Here is a 21,732-nt window from a genome sequence, read left to right on the forward strand (position 1 = left end):
ATCCAAGGTCATGCGCACTGCACGGTCACGGACTTCGGGCGGAAACTGCTTGGGCATAATCACTATCTTTCTCACAGAAGATAGCGGCATCAAACCCGGGACGGTTCAGAAGACGAAACCAGTCAGTAAGTGCTTGCGTGCCTAGGAGCGCTTGCCGTAAGTGGCTTGGCCCCTCTTGATCGCCAGCTTCAAGTCGTCCAGGACATCTCTGCTGAGCAAGGGGCTCCACGTGGCCTCGTACTCGGCTCCGTTGTGGGTCCGGATTCCATAGTGGCGTTCCAACGTGGCAACGTTGCTCACGTTGATCGCCGCCCACTTCTTACCGGTGGCAGTTGGGATGGCGCGTGCGTTCAAATCCATGGCGATGCTGTTCCAGGAATCCCCAGATATGAAGCGCTCGACTATCTCCCGGACAACGGCGGCTTCTGGTTCGTTCAGAGTCATGCCGTTCTGGTTCCATCCGAAGGCCCGATTGCCGCCGCTTGGCTTTCCGGCTTTGGCTGCCTGCAGCTTTGCCGATTTCACGCGGTCGGTTGATGTCTCCACTTCATACGAAGCCCAAGCCGCGAGCGTTTTGGCTGTTGCACGCCCTGCCGGTGTCGTGAGGTCAAAGTGACCTGCCCTGACTGTGTAGGTAGCGACTTTCAGTGGCTGGCAGACGTCGATGTAGTGCTCTAGATCAATCGTGCGTCTGAGGAGCCGATCCTGATGCCAGACGGCCACGGCGTCAATGTCGCCGTTCTTTATGGAGTTCAGCAGCGCGTCGTAGCCAGGGCGGTGCTTGCCTGAATAGGCGCTGATGTCGTTGTCAGAAGGTAGCAACGACAGTACCGCCGAGCTGCTGAACAAGAGTGTTGCAGTCGCCGGCCTGCCGGTCCACACCTAGGCCAGCCCCAACGCGGTCGCGGCTTATTCGGCTGTAGATGGCAAATCGTTGACTATGCATATATTCGGTTCCGCGCATGATTATGAGGCCTCCGGGGTATGCCGTCAATACTTTTGACGAGGCGCCAAATGGTGCACCACGCGGTGCTGGTCAATGCAGCGTGGGGGATCGCGCTCAGTTGGAAGAGGCCGTCAGATCGATCCGGCGATGGAGCAGGCTGGCGAATTCAAGGTGACCGCCAGATTTTCTCCGACTGTAGCAGCTTGCCTTGGACCAGACGGAAATCTATCTCCGAGCCGAGCCAAGGGTCCTTCATTGAGATCTCTTGACAGACTAAGTAACACTTCGGCCGACAGGTGAGGCCCAATCCGGCCTTCCGTCGGCCGGTGCCCATGCTAGGCAATCGGCTGCACGAATGAAGTATGCTTCCGGCCAAGGGGCGTTAGGCATGACTTGGGCTGGGTCGGGAGAGATGAGCAGGATAGCTCCGGGCCAGATCGGTTCCGGTAGTGCCTCTATCCAGGCGGGCTGAACATGGTTGAAGCGGTTCCACAAGATGGTGACCCATGAACCTGTGGGTTGTACGGCGTCAACGCTGAGGAGCGTTACCTCGGTCGTGGTCCCACTTGCCAGCTTGGCATTGTCAAAGGTCCGCCACTTTTCCGTTGCGTCGAGTACCCAGGTACGGCGTTGGTTGATCCGCTTCCACCACAGCGTGCCTGAAAGCAGCGCAGCTGCCACTAAGAGGCCGCCAACAATAACCTTGAATAACGAAGGGAGTTCGGCCGCAAGGACAGACGTCAGAAAGAGAACGAGGGCTATCAGAACAACCGTGCTGGTCGATACCAGTCCAGCTGTCGCAACTTTGGGTTTCACCGTTGGGTTTAGGACCATATAGTCTCGCCTCTTCTAACAGCTTAAAGCTGCCAGCCAGCACTGGTCAGGACGACTTGCTGGAAAAGGGCCATATTCTCTGAACTGTTCCCTGGTAGAGGTGCCGCTGGGCGATCGCGAGCGTCATCAATTGCAACTTGAAGTCTTTCCCTATGATCCCGCTGTTCCCACTCATAGTCAGCGGGAGTCGCTCCCAGGGGCAGGGGAGAGTCCGAGATCCCCCACCGGTCCCGGAATATGGCGACGTCACGAATCAGTCGGCCTGACGCACCACTGCCAAGGGAGGCAGCCAGGACGCGTTTCCACTCGAGGTCCTCTGTCAGGGCGGTCATGGTTACAGTGTCGGTCCTCTGCCGGATCCGTTGGCGGACCTGATCAACCAGCTCCGCGAGGTCAGGACGGGGGGTAGCAAGCTCCTCGACCAGGGGGGCGATCGAGGTCGCCGGCATCCCCTTTACGAACCGACGCAACCGCATGCTGAGGACAGCAGCCCGGTCATTCGCAGCGGTGCTGTGTTGGACAGCGTGCTCCACGACACGTTCAGCGCCCGGACGGCTGACTGCTGTGGCCTTGCGCCACGCCGCTACGGCTGCGCCCCACGAAGGTGACTGTTCGAGTTCAAGTGATGAGCCGCCATCGTGCTTGTTCAAGCATTCCATCAGACTTTGAGCAGCTGCTATTTGCGCCAAGTAGTCATACTCCGCGTAGAGCCGCTCAAGGCTGTCCGACTTTTTGCGCCCGGCGTCGCGAACCTCATGGGCGGTGCGCTCAGCACCTTCCGCAGCGAGCACCTCGCCCAGAATGCTTCGCCACGACGGCTGCAGGGAAGGATCAATGCCGGGATGCTCAGAGTCATCACCTTCGCTGACGTAGGCAAAGTTGCCGGAGCGGCCCCGGGTCATGCTGACGTAGAGGAGCTCGCGGGTGAGCCGGCCCTGGGTAACTACAGTGTGACCAGTGTCGACCGTAATGCCCTGGGAACGGTGTGCGGTGGTTGCATAGCCCAACTCAACGCACGACTCGAGGTACGTCCGGGGGAGTACGACCCTCGCTCCCGTTTCCCTCCGCACCGCGAGAAGCGAGCCGTCCCGCCTACTGACGCCTTGGACGTCGAACAGAGTTCCATTCCGGACGAAGTCACCCTCGCTGTCGACGAGCCTGCGGTCGTTTCCGCGCGCGATGACGGTGTCTCCGGAACCGGCGTATAAGCCATCGTTGAGCTGAATGCTGACTTCGGGATCCACCTCGCCCTTAGCCACAAGATCGGCCTGGGCGCGTTCGTTGAGCATGCCGACAGTGTCATTGTCGGCCGCGATAAGGATGGATGACTTGCCCGCCAGCATATCGGCCTGCCACGCCAGATACGCCTGGTCGACCATATCCAAGTAAGTGCCGTGACTGATCCGTCGATACTTTTCATAATCCGGGATCGCTGAGTAGTCTCCCCTCCGCAGCTTGAGGGATGATGCACCCTCCCACTTCTCATGAAATCTCCAGATACTGCTGAGCCGGGTCGTCTTTCCTTCCCGGTCCAGCCAACCGAGCGTCCCTCCGGCGTCGATCGCATCCAGCTGGCCTGGGTCACCCACCAAGAGGATCTTCGCATGGGCCTCGCGGGCCTGCTGGACCAGGGCGGCGAGTTGGAACGTGGAAACCATGGAGGCCTCGTCGATGATGACGAGCTGATCAGGATGGAAGCGCCATTGCTGCTGAACGGCGGCGAGCCGCGCAGCTTCCTGCGCCACTGCGATGGTCAAGCGGTCGTCGGCATGAGCTTTCGTCAGGCGGGTTTGGAGGTCGAAGAAGCGCCCAGCTCTTGAACTTGCTCCTCGGCCAACCGACTCATGCAGCCACTTAGTAACATTCTCCGTGGCCATGGAGAGACCGCGGCCCAACACGGCCGCGCTTGCCGCTGCTGGGGCCAGCCCGATCACGCTACCGGCACCGTACTCCGCTTCCCAGATCGCCTTGACGGCGCCGAGAGTCGTTGTCTTTCCAGCGCCGGCTGGCCCCACGATCGCATCGAGGCGGTTGCCGCTGAGGAGAACGCTTGCGACGGCGGCGCGCTGATCTGAGTGCAGCTCCGGCTTCCTGGCGTGTCCCACTCTGTCGAGTGAATCCATGTTGACGTCCGCGCGCATGACATCCGCGCGCATGACAGGGCCGCCGTCGTCGTTCCTTGCAGCCATGATGGCGTCCTCGCAGGCGAGCGTCGACGTGTCCGTGTAGAGGCGCGATCCGTGGAAGTCGAAGACGCTGCTTCGCCCGATGCGGAGGTCAGCCGCGGCGTCTGGTGGGGCGGTGTAGCGGTACTCGTTGAGCGCCACGGACTGATGTTCGGCGGCCGTGGCCACTGCATCCATGAGCGCACTCCGGTCGGAAGCGGAGCGGCAACGGATCTGTGCGCAGACTCTTTCGGCTTCGGCGAGGAGGTTCCAGCGGTTCCAGGTTGAGCGTTTGCTGGCGACACGTTCACGGGCAAGGGAAGCGACACTGTCGATCCACTCGGCCGTGAGGTCCGTGGACGCGAAGGGGGAGTCCCAGGACCTGTTGATGGTGGCAGCGAGGACGTCGGCTGGCTGGAATCCTTTGGCGGCCGCTCGTTCTCGCCATTGGCCGGAGAGCTCACGCAGCGGTGTGGGCAGTTCGGTCTTTGGGGTGCGGGTGGCCAAAGTTGCCTGCTGGCGAAGCTTGATGATGGTTGCTGCGGTGGGTGGATGACCGCGTTCCGTGACCCATTGCGCCACGAGGCGGTCTGTTTCCAGATTGATGAGACGTGACCGGTTCGAAAATTCGCGGATGAGTTCTTTGTCGATGCCGGTGAGTTGCTGGCTGGGATTCTGGGTGCTAGTGACCGGGGTGCGGATATCCGTGTCACTTCCGAGGTGCCGGTGGAGGGCGTCAAACAGGAGTCCGTTGTAGTGTTCGCTGGCGGCGACGGCGGCCTTGTACAGGGTGCGGGAGTCGAGCGTGACCCAAGCCGCGTCGGTGATCCGCTGGATGCGGTTGGCGATCACCAAGTGCGTGTGGAGTTGCGGGTCCCCGGTGCGTGATTCCCAGTGGTCGAAGGCGGCGGCCATGGCGCCCCTCGTGCCTAAACGGGCTACGCCGTTCCGTCCGGCGCGGGTGTGGATGACGTTCTCTTCCAGCCATGTGAGAGTTTGTTCGACGGCGTCGTGATGGGTCCGCAGGATGTGATCCTGGGTGCTTCGAGGGCTGAGTGCCCACAGAACAGACACCGATTTTGGCACACTGAAGGTCAGGTCAAAGCCGACGACGGCGTGCCTTACGGTAGGTGGGCCGGTCTTGTTGTCGACGGCGATGGGTGGGCTGTGGGGGCGGCCCAAGGGCGTTGCGTTGTCGGGGTGGATTGCTAAATCAAAGACCGCTTTTGCGTCTGTTTCGGAGACGGGCTCAGCGGCGGTTCTGTTGATTCCTTTGAGTCCGCTGCCAATCCATCGGCCTTCCGGTGTACCGGCCTTCATGTAGTACGTGCTGGCGTCCCGGGGAGAAATGGAGAGATCGTCCATCATCGTCGTCTTGAACAGGTAGCGCAGGCCTGCTTGTGCAGAAAGCCGCGCGATGGACATCGTCATAGCCGCGGCGCTCCAGCTTGGCGATTCGTTGGATGCCACCCACGGCGGCGAAAGATTTCCAGTGTTGCTTGGTCGAGCGCGACGCCCTTGGCCTGAGCAAGGGAGACCAGCCAGGCAGAGATGTGGGCGAGATCCTGGACATTGGTTCTTTGCGCGCGTTTGAGGCGAGAGACCTCTGACTGGAGGAGGTTGTTGCTCACTCTTTGTTCGGAGTTCTCTGCTTCGAGTCGATCGATCTCGCAGGCTTGGGACCGTAACTTGGACTGGAGTACTTCCCGGTGCCGCTGGCAGGCTTTCGTCTTGGACTCCAGTTGTCGTTTGGTTGCTTCCAGCTGGGCCAGGGGGTCAGTGGCGAACGAGTCTGCCTGTGGAACTAGGCCGGGGCGGCTGCGAGTCCGACGTCGGCGGTCCCGCTGCCTGTTGGCACAGCGCGTTGAGCAGAAGCGCTGTGTCCTGCGGGAGGATTCGAAGCTGTTATTGCATTCTTCGCATTTCTTGGTGGTCACGTGTGTTCATCTGCGCCTGGTCAGCGCCCGACATGACCAGACGTGGGCAGTCCTCACGCTGACGGCCTTGGATGCCAGAGGTGTGAGGCGCTTTTGTGCTGGGCTGTCGCGGGCATTGGCGGGGGTCGTCGTCGGAAGGTGCTTCAGTCGGCGGATTGCTCGGCCACAGGGGAGAGGGCCTGAAAGCGTGATTGCCGGCGAGCCAATGAGTGGGGGATTGGGTTGGGTGGATTCGAGGCAGAGGAAATGACCGTTGACGGCGGGTCGACGGTCATTGGGTTTGCGTAGGTCTGGCTGGGTCTAGAGGTTGTCGGGCTCTGGCTGGGTGCCAGCGGAGTGTTGGAGCGCCTGTGTCAGCCTCTCGATTTCCGTCGGGTTGAAGCCGGACCAATGATGATGGTCATCCACCACGACGACGGGCGCTTGTGCGTAGCCGAGGTCCTGGACGTATTCGAGGGCCGCGCCGTTGGTGGTCAGGTCGACGCTTGTGTATTGGATGCCCGCCTTGTCGAGATTGAGCGATGTCAGCCGGCATTGCTGGCAGCCGGGCTTGGTGTACAGGACGATGTTCATGGCGTCGGCTCCCTTCTGGGTCAGAGCCTGCGGTAGGCCTGGCTCTTGCTCGTCGCCCAACCCGCAACGAGGCCGCAGCCGAGCATTTGGCTCATGAGGCGGGCGAGCCGGTAGTCCGGGTCGAAGGAGCGGGCGAGGTCCATCAGGTCGGACGCGATGGAGCCTTTGCCTTTCCACCAGGCGATGCACCCCAGGACAGCTAGCGGGGCTGCGGCATGCTCGGGGGCGGCGACGGCGTAGAGCTGCCGCAGTAGTCCTTCGGCGGTGTCGATCCGGTCCCAGTCCGGTGCGGTGTCGGATTCGCCGAACAGGAGGAGTTCCATCGGCAGGTCCAAACCGGGCATACTCGCGATCAGCCTGTCCCTGAGTTCGGGAATTTGCAGCTGGGCGAGCACTTCGGCGAACTGAGCCGCCGTCGGCTCCTCCCCGCCGTCGAGGAGGCTGGACCAGAGTCCGCGGGCCTCGGCTGTCCTTTGGGCGGAGCTTTGCGTCGCGGCGGTTTTTCGGTGGGTGTGGACGACGGTGGTGAACTCAGGCGTGACGGCTCGGCTGGGGAGGGCCAGGGCCAGGCTGTCCTGGATCTGGCTGCCGCGGAAGATCAGTTCGGCGTTGACCGTGCTCGACTGGACTGTGGTGAGCGGTATTTCAGGGCCGTAGGAGACGGGGTGGATCCTGAACTCGGCGATGGATGAGGGTCCGACGATCCAGCCGGCCTGGATCGGCATGCTGGCCAATGCCAGTTGCTGTGCGAGTGATTCGACGAGGGGGCCGAAGAGGGCCTCGCTGTCGTTGTCGCGGTTGGTGTCGGTGAAGATCGCGAAGACGGCCGCCGTCGCGTCCTGGTCGCTGCGGAGGTAGCCGCCGATCCTTCGGGCGTACATGAGTGCGTGGTCGGGTGTGGTGGGCAGGTCCAGCCGGAGGGTGGCTCCCATCCGACTGTCCTGGAGTGAGATGCAGACCAGGCTTTCGTGGGGCCAGTAGCCGAGGCTGTGGCCGATGAGGCTGACGAGGTCGGCCGGTGTGGTGATGTGCAGGGTGTCCACGATGATCTCTCCTCAAATGGTTGGCAGGGGCCCGTTGGTTTGGGCTTCTGCTCTGGTGGGGCCTTCGGTAGAGGAATCACCGCTGGGTTTGAGGGACCGGAGGGCAACCTGCGGGGACCGGGCAGGGGGAGGAGATTGTTGTGAGGAAATAAGCGACAGCAGGAGCGCCGAGGAACAATGTCCGGGGGAATTCCGGGCGCGTAGCGCGCGGGTTGCGTGCAGGGACCGCCCAGCGATGATGGGGGACCAGAAGGCACCGCTTGGATCGTGAGCTGCGGCGCAGGGCCGGTTGCATGGCGTACTCGACATCATGTTGGGCGCCGGGATTAGATGATTTTCCTACGCAGGTCACGCCTTTGAAAACGATATTGGCGGCCCGCTGCCGTCGTCCTTTTGGATCCACGTCAGGTAGTCGGTCAGAGACATCATGCAGCAGTAGTCGCAGTAGCTTAGGGCCGCCGTCCCGTCAACGTGGGCGCCACCGGAGCTGCCCGTGGTTACCTGACCAAGCAAGGTTGCGTCCTGCGACTCTCTGATGTTTCGGTGCGGTGGGGAGGTCGCATCTACACCCAGAGTGCTGGAATCTGAGGTGTTCTGGTCGTCGAACACGTCGCCCTCCTGAAGGGGAGATCCTGAATGACCTCGCTACCCTTTTCATGCCGTTGACGTGGATCTCCTACATGACCAGCACGAAAGGAGGAGGGCCGCCCAGGAAGCTATTGGGCCTGGCCATACGTGCCCGATCTGCTCATCGTTTACGGTCGGCAGCTGCACGGTCTGTCGGAGAATGCACGACTCGCTACGAACCATGATCGAGGGGAGTGGTGACAACAGGCTCTCGCTGGCACACGGCTCCTGCTTCTGGACTGTGGAGCTCCCGGCTCGGGAATTCAACGTGCTCCTGCAGCCCGGCCCATGGGTGGCCAGGACTGGTCTCTGCTGCCGGCGCTGATGCCGAGAGTGCTGCAGCATACGAGGACTTAGAACCCGCTTACGAGTTCCTCGATCCCGCACATCCAGGCACCTGGTCGTGCCATTGACTGCGCTTCCTGGTACGCCTCCGGTGCGGCTGTTCCCACCTGGACGACAGATTTCAGGGCCGACATCCCTATGATTGACGTCCCCGCGCTCATCAGGCACGGAACGGCATCCTTGATGTTTGCGTGGGACTTGTGAACAGCGTGCTGGAGATCTTGCGTTGATTTGAGCTGCAAGCGTCGTTAACGCTGGGACAGGTTCGCCGCATATTACAGGTGGCGTTCGGCTGGGAGGATAGCATTTGCACCGGTTCACGGACTGCGCTCCCTTTGCACCGCTGAGGCCCATCGGCCGTGAAATTCCAGACACCCTACAGTGGATGCCCCAAGACTGGTGCGAAGAGCCGACGGACCTTTCCGAAGAAGGCTACTCCTTGGACCAGTTGCTGGTGAGGGGTTCCGGTACGGCGTTTTATGAGTACGACTTTGGCGACAGCTGGTTACACCTGAAGCCACTCCGCTGGCCCGGCTGACCGACGGCGCCCGACGCGGGCCGCTGGAAGACTCCGGGGGCCTCCCCGGGTATGAAAGCATCCTGGATGCCCTCGCCGACTCGACGCATCCTGACCACATCGAATGCTTGGAATGGGCCGCGGCGGTGACAGACTCCAACGAACCGTTCGACCCAGACCGCTTGGACATTGCCGAGGTGAACCGAAAGCTGGCAAGCCGAGGAAGTTGATGCCCCTGAAGGCCCAGTTGGCAACTCCGACGCTCCAGCCCAAATTGTCCAGCATTGTTTGGACAATGACTTGAACATCAAACAAGGCACCTCATGCGTCGGCCCGGCAGCATCCAGACGGGCGCGATGGGATTCGGTGGGCAGCGCTTTGCGCAGTGATTCCCGCCCAGCACGCTTCAACATGGCGCTGCATTTCCCGGGGTCTTCTGTCAGCGTTGCATCTGGGACTGTTCAGTAGGAGAGTGCAGGAATCGACTTTGGACCCTATCCTGGCGGTGTTTGAGTGGCAGCCTGACGCCAAGCTGGGGTGTACTCCAACCTGATAAACAACCGCCATGAGCCATGCGACCAGCCCACGGACGCGTTCTCTTTGCTGTTAAAAGACGAGCCCGGCGGAGATCGAAAAATGATCACCCGCCGGACCCAGCCCGAGAGTGTTCGCCTACTGGGGCACCGTTTTAGTGGGGTCTTTTATCAAGAGGCTGTCTCGTGGGTTTTGGCGGTCTGTGCCATGCGACGGTGGGCTCGGGAAAGGTGCTCATGAGCTGACTCCTGTTCTTTCGTTGTGGATGTGCCCTGCGGTGTGGACTCCTGCCCATCGTTCCAGTTCGGCCTCGAGGTCAAGCCGTTCCACGGGGGCGGCGTTTTCGTAGTCGCCCCAATCCTCGCGCGGGAGCATCCACATCATTTCAAATTCGTTGCCGTCGGGATCGGCGCCGTACAGGCTCTTGGTAGCACCGGGGCTTGATTCACCCGTGTAGGCGCCGGCGTCGAGCAGCGTTTTGCGGGCTTGGGCAAGTTCGTCGATGGTGTCCAGTTGCCAGGCGAGGTGGTAGAGGCCGATGCCGCCAGGGGTCTTGGGTGCGGCTTTGGGTCCTACTCCCGAACAGGCCAAGGTCGTGGTGGTTGCCTGAGCGCGGAAGCCGCAGGAACGAGGCGTTCGCGCGGGGTTGGTTCGCGGGCGGCAACGTCCATCCCGAGAACGGTGGTGTAAAATCGCTCTGCGCGGTCGAGGTCGGCCACGAACAGGACGGCATGGTTCCAAGGCTCCAAACTCGTAGCCAACCTTCATACCCAAGCTTGTCGACCTTTGTTGCCCGCCGAGCGCCGCCCGCACAGGTTATTCGTGGCTGTCGCAGAGAGCGGAGACAGTACAGAGGCGCAAGAGCTTGCTTCCCCAGATGATTTGGTCGTTTAGGGACCCGCTAACACGATTCGAGGTGACGTGCCCCTCTGCACGTATGGGGAGGAAAGATACTGCGGGGCGCTCTCCTTTTCCGGGCAATAACTAGGAGTATTAGGATGAAGATCGTCCTAATGAGTTGGAAATAAGTATTTCCCTTTACTAGATCACGGTCCTAGTCTCGAAACAGAACGGCGCATAAGCTTTTATCCAGTCCAGGGAAGGGCTGCCATGGAGACTCGTCATCTGCGGTATTTCATAGCGGTAGCGGAAGAGCGGCATTTCGGCCGAGCGGCTGCCAGGCTGCATATGGCCCAGCCTCCGCTCTCCCAGCAGATCCGGCAGTTGGAGGAACATCTGGGGACGGCTCTTTTCGTACGCACTACCCGGAAAGTGGAGCTTACTCCCGCGGGTCAGGTCTTGTTGGATCGTGGGCGGCTGCTGCTCAAGGAGCTTGAAGTGCTCAAGTCTGATGTCCAGCAAGTGGGGGCGGGGGCTACTGGGGTGCTCCGGGTAGGGTTCACCGGAACAGCGACCTACCGACTGATGCCCGTCATAGTGCAGTCTGCGAGTCGCAGCTTTCCCGGGCTCCGGATCACGGTCCAAGGAGAAATGCTGACACCTCAGATGGAAACGGCTTTGGAGGAGGGCAGGCTGGACGTCGCCGTTCTCCGCCCGCCGATCCGCTCCCAAGCTGTTGCTCACAAATTGCTGGAACAGGATCAATTGGTCGCCGCTCTGCCTGCGGACTCTCCGTTGGCCGAGAAGGGAACCCTTGACATCGCCGAACTCGCGTCGCAAAACTTCATCGGCTATCCCACATCTTCCGTGGTGAACGGCATTTTCCTGGACGCCTGTAGAAGGGCCGGGTTTAAGCCCAAGCTGGTGCAGGAGGCGAACGAAACGTCAACGCTCCTCTCGCTGGTATCGGCGGGTATGGGCATAGCTCTGGTCCCGATGACCTCCCGGATGTTTTCCTTCGAAGGGGTTGTCTTCAGGCCGCTGCGTAATCCGCCGCCTGTTGACCTCGCGGTCGCGTGGAACCGCAACAGCGAATCAGCGCTGATTCAAAATTTTCTGACCCTATTCGACTCGCTGCCGGGTTCACCCTCGCAGCTGCTGCCGCAAAGGAACCTAGCCGGTGAAGATTGAACGCATCGAGGCCGTACCCTACGCCATCCCGTACACACGGCCCTTGAAATTTGCCAGTGGCGAGGTGGCCACAGCCGAACACGTCCTAATCCGGGTGTACACGGACACCGGGATCTGTGGAGTAGCCGACACTCCTCCCCGCCCGTACACCTACGGCGAAACGCAGGATTCGATCATCTCGGTGGTCACCCAGATTTTTGCCCCGCAGCTCATCGGCCTCGACCCATTTGGACCGTGCCAAGGTGCAGCAAATCCTCCGCCGCACAGTTCACAATCCAACCGCAAAGGGGGCCTTGGACATCGCCCTTTGGGACATCATCGGCATCTCCCTGGACACACCCGTCCACAAACTCCTGGGCGGGTTCACTGACAGCATGCGCGTCTCCCATATGCTCGGCTTTAAGCCAGCGCAGGACTTGCTTGACGAGGCCCTACGCTTCCGCGAGACGTACGGGATCAACACCTTCAAGTTAAAGACAGGCCGCCGGCCGCTCTCCCTGGACGTCGAGGCGTGCCATGTACTGCGGAATGGGCTGGGTGACGACACTGAAATCTACCTTGACGCCAACCGTGGTTGGTCGGCCAATGAGGCCATGGAAGTGCTTCGCCGTACCGAAGGCCTTGGATTGTCGATGCTGGAAGAGCCTTGTGACGCCGGCGAGGCCATGGGCCGCCGTCGGCTCGTCCAGCAGGCAACCATCCCGATCGTAGGCGACGAAAGTGTCGCAACACCCGGTGACGTTTCGCGGGAGCTGTTGTCCGGTGGCAGCACGGCCATCTGCATCAAGACCGCCCGGAGCGGGTTTACGCAAGCCCAGCAAATCCTTGGCTTGTGCGAGGGACTGGGAGTGGATGTCACCATGGGCAACCAGATCGACACCCAAGTGGGAAGCCTCGCCACGGTGACCTTCGGTGCGGCGTTCGAAGCCAGTTCCCGGCGCGCCGGCGAGCTGTCCAACTTCCTGGACATGACGGACGACCTTCTGGCCACACCTCTGGAAATAAAGGACGGCATCATCCACGTCCGAGACGTGCCGGGCGTTGGTGCCGACATCGATTACGACAAACTCGAAAAATACCGGCAGGACTGACTGGAAGTTTTCTTCCAAATCCTGCCCCGACACGTTGGAGAAAGCTCATGCTCTATATGGTCCGAATGGACGTCAACCTTCCGCCGGACATGCCCACCAACCAGGCGGAAGCCATCAAAGCAAAGGAACGTGAATACGCGCAGGAACTTCAGTGTGACGGGCGCTGGGTGCATCTTTGGCGTGTAGTCGGTGAGTACTCGAATTACTCCGTGTTCGACGTGGCTGACAACGACGAGCTGCATTCGTTGCTCTCTGGTTTGCCGCTCTTCCCGTACATGGACATCAAGGTAACCCCACTGGCGAAGCATCCGTCCGCCGTCGCTAGTCCTTCCTTGTCAACTGATACATAAAATCTCTCAATGAGCCTGAAATCAGTATTTCTGTTCGATCAATAGGAAGCCTAGCCTTGAATCAACCGCACACTGTGTGATGCCGGCACTTGACGTTCCCCTGAAGGGGCAATGCTGAAGCCACCGAAAATTAACTACGACAAAGGAGTCACCGTGACAACGGAAACCAAGGCAACTGCAGCAGCCTCAGGTGCGGGTGCAACAGCCCGCTTCAGGGAAGACAAGCACGTCGCTGCCACTACAAGCCAGGAACGCGTTAGCGCCCTCGCCGGCAGGATCATCAAAGCCATAAACGACACCGTGATCGACGAAAAGGTCACCTATGACGAATACAACGCCCTTAAGTCTTGGCTGATTAGGGTGGGCGAGGACGGGGAATGGCCGCTGTTCCTTGATGTCTGGGTGGAGCACTCCGTCGAAGAAGTAGCCAATGCCAACCGGCACGGCTCCAAGGGAACCATTGAAGGCCCCTATTACATTCCGAACGCGCCATCTCAGAACACGCCAGCCACGCTGCCAATGCGTGATGACGAGCCGGGCACACCGCTGCTGTTCCAAGGGCAGGTGAAGAACGTTGCCGGGCAGCCCCTGGCGGGAGCAGAGGTCGAGCTTTGGCACGCTGACGACCTTGGCTTCTACTCCCAGTTCGCGCCGGGCCTGCCTGAATGGAACCTCCGCGGCTCCGTCATTGCCGACACTGAGGGCAAGTTCCAGGTCAACACCATTCAGCCGGCCCCGTACCAGATCCCGACAGACGGCGCCTGCGGGGCCCTCATCGCCGCTGCCGGCTGGCACGCCTGGCGGCCGGCACACCTGCACCTGAAGGTCTCCGCTCCAGGGCACCAGCTCATCACTACCCAGTTGTACTTCCAGGGTGATGAGCACGTCGCAGACGATATCGCTTCGGCCGTCAAGCCGGAACTGATCCTCGCACCTACAGACCGCGGGGACGGCAACGGCCGTGAAGTCACCTACGACTTCATCCTCGATCCTCAGGAATAAAGCAGAATCCAACTCTTTGGGGCTAAGCCGGCCAAGCCGGGCAGCCCCTGCTGTCGGGTGGCGGTCCCTAGCCGCCACCTGACTTCCAACCGCACGGGCTGGCCTAGATGCTGTCTTGCCAAACATCAGGTCCCCGACCGAGGAGGCGCCGGTGAGTCAAGAAGCAGTCCTGTCACCTGTAGACACGCGCGAAGTGCGCCACGCATTCGGGACATTCGCCACTGGAGTCGCAGTAGTGACATGCCGGTCCGACGACGGCGTGCCCCACGGCGCCACAGTCAACTCCTTCACAGCCGTCTCACTCGATCCGCCCTTGGTTCAGGTGACACTGACCCGGACCCGAGGGCCGCCCGCTACATTAGAGGTGCCCCCTTTGCCCTCAATGTCCTTTCCATTGAACAGCTGGATGTCGCCCTGCATTTCGCCGGGAGTGCCGCGGGCAAGAAGCCCGCATGGGCCCTTCACAGTAACGTTCCGGTGCTGCTGAACAACGCAGCCACCTTGGCATGCCGTCCCTGGAACATCTATGACGGCGGGGACCACCTCATCGTCGTCGGCGAAGTCATCTCCCAGAAGATCACCAAGCGCGAACCGCTCCTGTTCTTCGGTGGAAAGTTCCGCCAGATCGGCAGTCTTGTGGACGGTGCGCCCTGGGGCCACTCATGTGACGCTTCCGACTCCGGATGGTTTGCAGGCGCCGTCTCGTTCAAACCTATTGGTGACGCCTAGGCCGCGCTGCACTGGGCAGTGAGGTTGAGTGTCCTAGCCGCTAATGAAAGATGAGGGAGACGGTATGACGATTGAAATGCACCCCCCGCTTGGGGTGCCAACACCACTACGTGCTTCCCGTATGACGTCATCTCATTGCCCTGCCTCAAATCGCTCAGCCCTCGGAATACCTCCTGCAGACCCCGATCCAGGGCCCGGTCTCGGCGGTAAGTCAGGAGACAGGAAAGGCCGGTCCTATGAAGGCGTCGTCGCCTGGCCTGTTTCCGTCCCAGTACCGTCAGGAGCCAAAATGAAAATTCGCCTGGAACACTTGGTTCTGTTATTGCGGGTACTGATTGGAACAGGCACTGCGTCTGTAGATTCAGCGGTAGAGGCTGCCCGGCCGGGTTCACATCGGTCGATGGTTGTTATGGCACCTGGCATTCGTCCGACGTGTGGTCGTAGGCAACCCGTTCCTGCACATTCGGGACACGTGGATGATGAACGCAGGAAGAACCTGAGCGCTGGTGAGGGAGGTTCTCCGTGACATCGATGGCTGCGGTCAACAACGAGACGGTCGCGAGTTTCTCGACGAGCCATCTGCCCTGGTGCCTGGACGTGGTTCGTGAATCCCCGCTGGAATACAAGGATGTGAAGCTAGGCGGACCATGGGCAGTCGATTGTCGTCTCGGCGGGATGTCCGGCCGCCGCGGTTCACGTGAGATCAGCCGTACAGACGGTGACTACACTGCGGTTTTGTTAGTACGGCAAGGCCAGGAGGTCTTTTCACAGAGCGGTCGCCAGGCATCGATTGGGCCAGGCAGTGCCCTGATTTGGGATGGCGTCGTCCCGGGGGAGTGCCACAGCGACGGCCCGCTCGTGAAGACGACACTCTTTCTTCCCCGTGACCTTTGCCTTGAGGCGCTCCCGCGCCTTGACGCACTCGTCGCCCGTCCCCTGGCCCCGACCCCCAGTCTCCGTCTGCTGTTCGACTGGTTACAAATGTCAATGACATCCGAAGATCTGGACAAGGAGGCGGCTAACACGGCAGGGCGTGTCGCCATTGACCTGCTGACATCGGCGCTCGGTGCTTCCTCGAACATAGTGCTCAACACTCGGGCGATCCGGCTGATGGAGATCAAGGCCTTCATTGAAAGGCAGATCGCGGATGCCGGCCTCACGGTGGATGACATTGCCCGTGCCAATGCGCTCTCAACCCGGTACCTGCACATCTTGTTTCAAGGCACAGGGGAAACCTGCCGCCAATTTTTGATGCGCCGTCGGCGGGAAGCGGCACGCCAACTGCTGCTATCACCGACGGCCTTGTCGATCACAGAGATCGCCCACAGGTACGGCTTCGACAGTCCGTCATCGTTCAGCCGGGCTTACCGCGCCGCCTACGGTGTTTCACCCCGGGAAGCACGGAATACCAGTCGCTGAATGTGATCCGCGCGACGTTGTGCGCATCCGGAACATTTCTGTGCACATGGCGGCAGGTTTTGCGCCCTGGAGTCTCAGATACTTGCTATTGGGAGGAGATACCTCCCGGTGACGAAGGAGTCCCCAATGTCCAAGACCCTGAGCGAGCGTGCCGTGAAGCACCCCGCACTGTTCCAGCCCGGACGGATCGGACGGATGTCCCTGAAAAACCGCTTCGTCCAGTCCCCCATCTTCACCCAGTACGCCGAGGTCGATGGCTACGCCGGTCCCCGCCTCATCGAATACTTCCGGGAACGGGCGCGCGGGGGAGCAGGCCTGCTCATCACGGAGAACACCTCGGTCGACTGGCAGGTTGGCCGCACGGTCGGACACCCGATCCGGATCGACCACGACCGTTACCGGTCCGGTCTGGCTGACCTGGTCGAGGCGGTGCATAATGAGGGCGCGAAGATCGCCGTGCAGTTGCACCACACGGGCCGCCAGAACTCCCAGGGCAACACCGAAGGCAACGTGCCCCCGATCGCGCCAACGGCGGGCATCACCAGCGCCTTCGGAACGGCGCCGCGCGCCATCGAGCTCGGGGAGATCCCCGGCCTGATTAACATGTACGCCCAGGGCGCCCGTCGGGCCAAGGAAGTGGGCTTCGACGCGGTGGAGCTCCACGGCGCGCACGGGTACCTGCTGGGACAGTTCCTTTCACCTAAGACGAACAAGCGCACCGATGGGTACGGAGGCTCGCTGGAAAATCGGGCCCGATTCGCCCTCGAGGTGGTCCGGGCGGTGCGCGAACAGGTCGGTCCCGACTTCCCGGTGCTGTACCGGCTCAGTGTCGAGGAGCCGTATGAGGGCGGGCTCTCCCTGGAGGACGGGCTGGCGTTCTGCCAGATGCTGGAGGAGTACGTCGATGCGCTGGACGTGTCGGCCGGCAACTACGACACGGCGGACGTTCTCCTGCCCATGGTCCCCCCGGGCAACCTCCTGCACTATGCCAAAGAAGTGAAGAAGCGGGTCTCCGTACCCGTCATCGGCGTGGGGCGTTTGGTCTGGCTGCTGGACGAGCTCAACGACGACGTCGCCGCCGGGGAACTGGACTTCGTCGCCATGGGACGAGCGGGCCTGGCCGATCCCACGATCGTCGAAAAGACCCGGCGTGGTGAAACGTCAAACATTCGCCGCTGCCTGGCCGTCAACGAGTGCATCTCACGGTGGATGTTCAACGGTCAGCACACCCAGTGCGTCATTAACCCGGCACTGTCTCAGGAAAAGCGGGCCGCCGAGGCCCGTCGGCTGGTCGTCCTCACCAAGCGGGTCCTGATTGTTGGAGCCGGCCCGGCCGGATGCGAGGCCGCCATCCTGGCCGCCGAGCGCGGCCATGAAGTGACGCTGGTCGAACGCGAGCAGGAGATCGGCGGCCAGCTGCGGGCGTGGGCAGCAGCGGAGGTGTTGAACAAGGAGATCACCACGTTCCTCGAGTTCTACAGCGCCGAGCTGCAGCGCACCGGCGTTGACGTCCGGCTCAACACCGAGATCACGGAAGCCGACATGAACGGGTACGACACCGTCCTACTCGCCACCGGCACCAAGAGCTCAGGCGCCCCCAAAGGAGCCGTCGACGCCGTGCGGATGCTGGCCGACCGCCGTGCCCCCGAAGCGAAGGAGTTGACTGTGCACGGGGACACGGAGACCGCGATGTTCGCCGCCCTGTGGCTGGCCGAGCAGGGCCGGAAGGTTACGCTCAGCTCTCCCAGCGCCGACATCGGACTCGACACCAACGACATGCAGCGCAACCACCTGAGGGGGCTGCTCGCCGCCCTGAACGTCACCGTTCTCACCGACCAACCGGCCCCCGCCGGAGAGACAGTCGTGTGGGCGCAGGACCGCGCGGCCAGCGATGCCCTGGCAGGGGCAGCCGGAGACGATCGCGTACACATCATCGGCACACGTCTTAGGGGCGGCCGCATGTACGAGGCAACCCAGTCTGGTTTCTGGGCAGCAGCCCAGGTTTAGGAGGAGTAACGATGAGTATTCGCGCCATTGAGCACATCGGCATCACGGTGCCCGACCTTGAGCAGGCCACACGTTTCTTCGCCGACGCTTTCGGTGCCGAAAAGATCTATGACATGCTCGACGAACCCCTGGCAGGCCCCGCCGTCGAGGCCGGCCTGGGGATCCCCACAGGGGCGCGGATCGAGGCAATACGCATGCTTCGTCTCGGCGAAGGACCCAATCTGGAGTTGTTCACTTACTCCGGGACAGCCCAGCGCGACCCTGTCGTGCCGAGCGACTACGGCCTCCAGCACTTCTGCGTCTACGTCGACGACATCGAGGAGGCCGCCGCCCGGTTGGAAAAGGCCGGCGGGCAGCTGCTGAGTCAGCCCGGTGATCTTCCCGGAGGCGATGCAGGAGAGGGCAACCGGTATCTCTACGCCCGCACCCCGTGGGGCAGCACAGTGGAGCTCGTAACCTACCCATCGGCCCAGGCTTACGAGTCGCGAACTTCCCTGCGCCGGTGGCGTCCGGCCAAGAACTCCGACAATGCCCGTCAGGAAAAATGACACAGGTGCCCGGGGATGGGCACCATTTCGCAGACGGGACATGAAATGGCAGCTTTGCATATAGAAGTGATGAGCAAGGGCACGTCATGAGAACGGCAACATGGCCGCCTTGCAGCCCGGCGGCCAGGGCATAGGGCCAGGTAATCGCCGGGCGTCTCCGTCCCGATGATTTGCGGGTGGGCTTCCAGCTATGGAAGCGCACGTATTGGCAGCGGGGTTCAGACAAGTTTGAACTGCTCCCCGGAAGTTGGAGTGATAAATTCAGGTCAGACTCCCGGGGAGCAGTTTTTTGCATCCAAGTAGTTCATTGCCACGGGTACGTTTTCGGCGACAAGAGGCGTCGCTGCCATCGCTCTGGCGACCCTGGTCAGCTCGGGAAACCTCGACCTGGATCAACCCGTGGTTCACTATTGGCCGGAGTTTGGTGCCCACGGGAAGGAAACGATCCTTGTCCGGGAGCTCCTGTCGCATCAGGCGGGGCTTATCAATGTAGACGGGGGACTGGAGACTGCGGACATACTGGACTCGCGCCGCGCTGCACCCAAGCTCGCGGCACAACGGCCGTATTGGCGCCCTGGGACAGCATTCGGCTATCACGGCCTGACGATCGGATCCTTCATGGAGGAACTGGTGCGGCGGATCACGGGCCAGACCCTGCAAGAACTGTACGAGGGCACGATCCGCGCTCCCCGCGACATCGACTTCTGGCTCGCCCTTCCGCAGTCACAAGAGGACCGGTTCGAAGCGTTACGTCCCGCCCAGCCGACGGCCGAACAGTTTGCAATGATGTCCGAGAGCCAGATGTCGTCGGACGGTCTGGGCGCCGTGACGTTCAACGGTGTCAACAGTATTGTTCCGCCTAACCTGGGGTCCTACTCACCCAATCGTCGTGAAGTACGGGCGGCGGGACCCGCCGCAGTGGGCGGCATCGGATCAGCGAGGGGACTCGCGCAGGTCTACGCTGCCGCCATTGGCCTGACAGGGGATGCCCTCCTTGATCCCGACACTCTCGCGGCCATGGGGCAACAGCAGGTGTGGGGTGTTGACAGGGTCCTGAATTTTCCCGACGGCGTTCGGCGTCGTATTTATGAAGCCTTACCCTGGCAGTGATTTTGGCAGTTTCCAGGCGTTTGGCCATGATGGGGCCGGTGGCGCGCTTGGATACGCCGATCCGCTTTACGATGTCAGCTTTGGTTACATCCCGCTTCAAATGCAACTTCCAGGCGGCGCGGATGCAAGGCGCTCCACCTCTCGCAAACCCTTCGGGCTCCTATACGCCAAAGCAAGAGGCGCGGGGGCCATGGCGGCCTATGGTCATGGCCCCGCCGCACGTCAGGCGTTGCCGTCGCTGGCGGGAAGCGATGCTGTGGCGTAGGCGTGGCTTGTCTGGAGGATGCCGGTGACGATGTCAAGCTCCGCGTTGTTCCGTGGTCCGTAGATCATGACCATTCCGCGGGCTAGACGGATGCCGGCCAGCGGGTGAGCCACGCCCCATCCTTTAGCTATAGCCTCGCGGGTAAGCACCGGGGGTAGGGCCAGATGCAGTGATCCGTCGTATTCGGGGTGGAGGTGCGCGAACTCTCCGGCCTGTGGCACAAGGAATGCATCAAGCGGCGCCCCCGGGCCACGTTCAACCATGAAGCCAGATGCACCGGGTACGGAGATAGCTGACTGACGTGCGGTTACCCCTGGCAAGGCGATGATCCGGCTGAGGAGCTGCTCTCGGATATGGAGGGGGCTGTTATCAGAGCGTTGCTCCTGGGGAATCGACCAGGAAACATCGGGGCGGGTACCTTGGCGGGCCGGAAGTCTGCCGCCGGAGAAGGTACTCCAAGTGACGTGGTCGGAAGGCAGAATGCTGCGGGAGGCAAGGAAGTGCAGCCGTTCCGCGATCCAGCCGCCGAGCTCGGCAACAGTGGTGTTGGTAAGACCGTGTCCGCCGGGGTCGCGGCGGGCGAAGCTGGGTGCGCCCGAATCTCCAAGCAGGTACGTCCACGTGCGATCCAGGAGTTCGCGGGGGATGACTGTGTCCGTTTCGCCTTGGGCTACGAAGACCGGCACTCCGGCCAGGCGCGCAGGTGAGGTCGGGACGCCCGCGTCGAACGGTAACGTTCCGTACAGGATTGCAGCGCCAGCGAAACGCTGCGGATCGGACAGGAGCAGACCTCCGGCAAACGCGGCGCCGCCGCTGAAGCCAACGAGTATTACCGGGCGGCCCGCGGGTGCCACGAGGTCAAGCCACTTCCGGAACCAAGCCATGGTCTGGCTGAGGGACTCCGCGACCGGACGGCCGATTCCACGGTTGGCGAACCAGGCGTATCCTCCCCCGGCTGGGATTGGTGCGCGGACGGCTGCGTATGACGGCCCGGTCGGGAGGTGCGCGGCTAAACCAATGATGCCGGCCTCGTCGGCGCCTCGTCCGTGCAATAGGACCACAAGGGGACGGTCGGAGGTGTCAGGGCTGTGCCAGACAATCGTGGGTTCGTCGAAAGCGTTATTCATTGGTTGTCCCCATCAGAATTACCTACGGTGATTCGGCCGGCGGTGGCTACACCGGACCACCGGGCCAGTTCGGCCTCGAGCTCCAGCGGCTCGACGGGAGCGGCGTTCTCGTACTCACCCCAATGCTGCCGGGGAAGCATCCACATAAGTTCGAACTCGTTGCCGTCTGGATCTGCCCCATAGATGCTCTTGGTGGCGCCGTGACTGGACTGACCTGTGTACGCGCCGGCCTCCGTCAAGGTCCTGCGGGCCTCGGCCAGTTCCTCGATAGTGTCCAGCTGCCAGGCGAGGTGGTAGAGCCCGACGCCGCCATGCACCTTTGGCGCCGCATCGGTGCCTACCCCGAAGAGGCCGAGGTCGTGGTGGTTACCGGAGCGCGGCAGCCGCAGGAAAGACGCGTTTGCGCGCGGCTCGCGGGCGGCGACTTCCATCCCGAAGACCTGGATGTAGAAGCACTCGGCCCGGTCAAGGTCGGTGACGAATAGTACGGCGTGGTTCAGCCGGACGGGTGAGACTGGCATCGGAGGTAATT

17 protein-coding genes and 3 pseudogenes are annotated in these 21,732 nt (G+C 61.7%); 12 read left to right on the top strand and 8 right to left on the bottom strand.

Annotated features, from left to right (window positions below):
* Nucleotides 1-141 precede the first annotated feature (141 nt).
* The 4 genes from ACX80V_RS20450 to ACX80V_RS20465 all read right to left on the bottom strand — a co-directional run bounded on the left by ACX80V_RS20450 (nucleotide 142) and on the right by ACX80V_RS20465 (nucleotide 7,498).
* Nucleotides 142-849 carry a recombinase family protein gene (locus ACX80V_RS20450; protein WP_485844678.1) on the bottom strand — a complete coding sequence of 236 codons (708 nt, stop codon included), beginning with the start codon at nucleotides 847-849 and terminating at the stop codon, nucleotides 142-144.
* Nucleotides 850-1,803: 954 nt separating this feature from the next.
* A complete protein-coding gene (gene mobF, locus ACX80V_RS20455) occupies nucleotides 1,804-5,376 on the bottom strand; it encodes a MobF family relaxase (RefSeq protein WP_485844679.1) in 3,573 nt (1,190 codons plus the stop codon).
* 806 nt (nucleotides 5,377-6,182) lie between these two features.
* A complete protein-coding gene (locus ACX80V_RS20460; protein ID WP_485844680.1) occupies nucleotides 6,183-6,455 on the bottom strand; it encodes a glutaredoxin family protein in 273 nt (90 codons plus the stop codon).
* 20 nt (nucleotides 6,456-6,475) lie between these two features.
* Nucleotides 6,476-7,498 carry a DUF4192 domain-containing protein gene (locus ACX80V_RS20465; RefSeq protein ID WP_485844681.1) on the bottom strand — a complete coding sequence of 341 codons (1,023 nt, stop codon included), beginning with the start codon at nucleotides 7,496-7,498 and terminating at the stop codon, nucleotides 6,476-6,478.
* 1,053 nt (nucleotides 7,499-8,551) lie between these two features.
* On the opposite strand from ACX80V_RS20465, the pseudogene ACX80V_RS20470 reads away from it, so the two are divergent.
* Both ACX80V_RS20470 and ACX80V_RS20475 read left to right on the top strand, forming a co-directional pair.
* Nucleotides 8,552-8,671, top strand: a pseudogene (locus ACX80V_RS20470) (alpha/beta hydrolase); the annotation flags it as partial.
* 106 nt (nucleotides 8,672-8,777) lie between these two features.
* A pseudogene (locus ACX80V_RS20475) lies at nucleotides 8,778-9,217 on the top strand (plasmid pRiA4b ORF-3 family protein).
* A gap of 538 nt (nucleotides 9,218-9,755) precedes the next feature.
* Here ACX80V_RS20475 and ACX80V_RS20480 read toward each other — a convergent pair.
* Both ACX80V_RS20480 and ACX80V_RS20485 read right to left on the bottom strand, forming a co-directional pair.
* The gene (locus ACX80V_RS20480) at nucleotides 9,756-10,112 is read right to left on the bottom strand and encodes a VOC family protein (protein ID WP_485844682.1); all 357 of its coding nucleotides are present in this window, start codon (nucleotides 10,110-10,112) and stop codon (nucleotides 9,756-9,758) included.
* Nucleotides 10,094-10,240 (bottom strand): VOC family protein, encoded by a 147-nt coding sequence (locus ACX80V_RS20485; RefSeq protein ID WP_485844683.1) that lies wholly within the window; start codon nucleotides 10,238-10,240, stop codon nucleotides 10,094-10,096. The genes ACX80V_RS20480 and ACX80V_RS20485 overlap by 19 nt, the downstream gene beginning before the upstream one ends.
* Before the next feature lie 391 nt (nucleotides 10,241-10,631).
* Between ACX80V_RS20485 and ACX80V_RS20490 the strand changes: the two genes are divergently transcribed.
* The 10 genes and pseudogenes from ACX80V_RS20490 (at nucleotide 10,632) to ACX80V_RS20535 (ending at nucleotide 19,808) form a co-directional block, all read left to right on the top strand.
* Nucleotides 10,632-11,552, top strand: coding sequence for a LysR substrate-binding domain-containing protein (locus ACX80V_RS20490; protein WP_485844684.1), 921 nt, complete (start codon nucleotides 10,632-10,634; stop codon nucleotides 11,550-11,552).
* Nucleotides 11,542-12,643: pseudogene (locus ACX80V_RS20495) on the top strand (mandelate racemase/muconate lactonizing enzyme family protein). Before ACX80V_RS20490 ends, ACX80V_RS20495 begins: the two are co-directional and overlap by 11 nt.
* Nucleotides 12,644-12,690: 47 nt before the next feature.
* Entirely contained in the window at nucleotides 12,691-12,993 is a 303-nt protein-coding gene (gene catC, locus ACX80V_RS20500) for a muconolactone Delta-isomerase (protein WP_485844685.1), read from the top strand.
* A 153-nt stretch (nucleotides 12,994-13,146) separates the two neighbouring features.
* Complete coding sequence (catA, locus tag ACX80V_RS20505; protein WP_485844686.1) at nucleotides 13,147-13,995, top strand: catechol 1,2-dioxygenase; 849 nt, start codon at nucleotides 13,147-13,149, stop codon at nucleotides 13,993-13,995.
* A 259-nt stretch (nucleotides 13,996-14,254) separates the two neighbouring features.
* A complete protein-coding gene (locus tag ACX80V_RS20510; protein ID WP_485844717.1) occupies nucleotides 14,255-14,482 on the top strand; it encodes a flavin reductase family protein in 228 nt (75 codons plus the stop codon).
* Nucleotides 14,410-14,724, top strand: coding sequence for a flavin reductase family protein (locus ACX80V_RS20515; RefSeq protein WP_485844718.1), 315 nt, complete (start codon nucleotides 14,410-14,412; stop codon nucleotides 14,722-14,724). The genes ACX80V_RS20510 and ACX80V_RS20515 overlap by 73 nt, the downstream gene beginning before the upstream one ends.
* Nucleotides 14,725-15,255: 531 nt before the next feature.
* Nucleotides 15,256-16,143: a helix-turn-helix domain-containing protein gene (locus ACX80V_RS20520; RefSeq protein ID WP_485844719.1), complete on the top strand. Its 888-nt coding sequence runs from the start codon at nucleotides 15,256-15,258 to the stop codon at nucleotides 16,141-16,143.
* Nucleotides 16,144-16,269: 126 nt separating this feature from the next.
* Nucleotides 16,270-18,150: an oxidoreductase gene (locus ACX80V_RS20525; protein ID WP_485844687.1), complete on the top strand. Its 1,881-nt coding sequence runs from the start codon at nucleotides 16,270-16,272 to the stop codon at nucleotides 18,148-18,150.
* A gap of 11 nt (nucleotides 18,151-18,161) precedes the next feature.
* The gene (locus ACX80V_RS20530; protein ID WP_485844688.1) at nucleotides 18,162-18,698 is read left to right on the top strand and encodes a VOC family protein; all 537 of its coding nucleotides are present in this window, start codon (nucleotides 18,162-18,164) and stop codon (nucleotides 18,696-18,698) included.
* 306 nt (nucleotides 18,699-19,004) lie between these two features.
* On the top strand, nucleotides 19,005-19,808 hold the full coding sequence (locus tag ACX80V_RS20535; protein ID WP_485844720.1) for a serine hydrolase domain-containing protein: 804 nt from the start codon (nucleotides 19,005-19,007) through the stop codon (nucleotides 19,806-19,808).
* Nucleotides 19,809-20,030: 222 nt separating this feature from the next.
* Here ACX80V_RS20535 and ACX80V_RS20540 read toward each other — a convergent pair whose 3' ends face one another.
* Nucleotides 20,031-21,200, bottom strand: a complete 1,170-nt coding sequence (locus ACX80V_RS20540) for a luciferase domain-containing protein (protein ID WP_485844689.1) — start codon at nucleotides 21,198-21,200, stop codon at nucleotides 20,031-20,033.
* The gene (locus ACX80V_RS20545; protein ID WP_485844690.1) at nucleotides 21,197-21,721 is read right to left on the bottom strand and encodes a VOC family protein; all 525 of its coding nucleotides are present in this window, start codon (nucleotides 21,719-21,721) and stop codon (nucleotides 21,197-21,199) included. Before ACX80V_RS20545 ends, ACX80V_RS20540 begins: the two co-directional genes overlap by 4 nt.
* Between the last annotated feature and the right edge of the window lie 11 nt (nucleotides 21,722-21,732).

The organism is Pseudarthrobacter arbutini, from assembly GCF_054510915.1.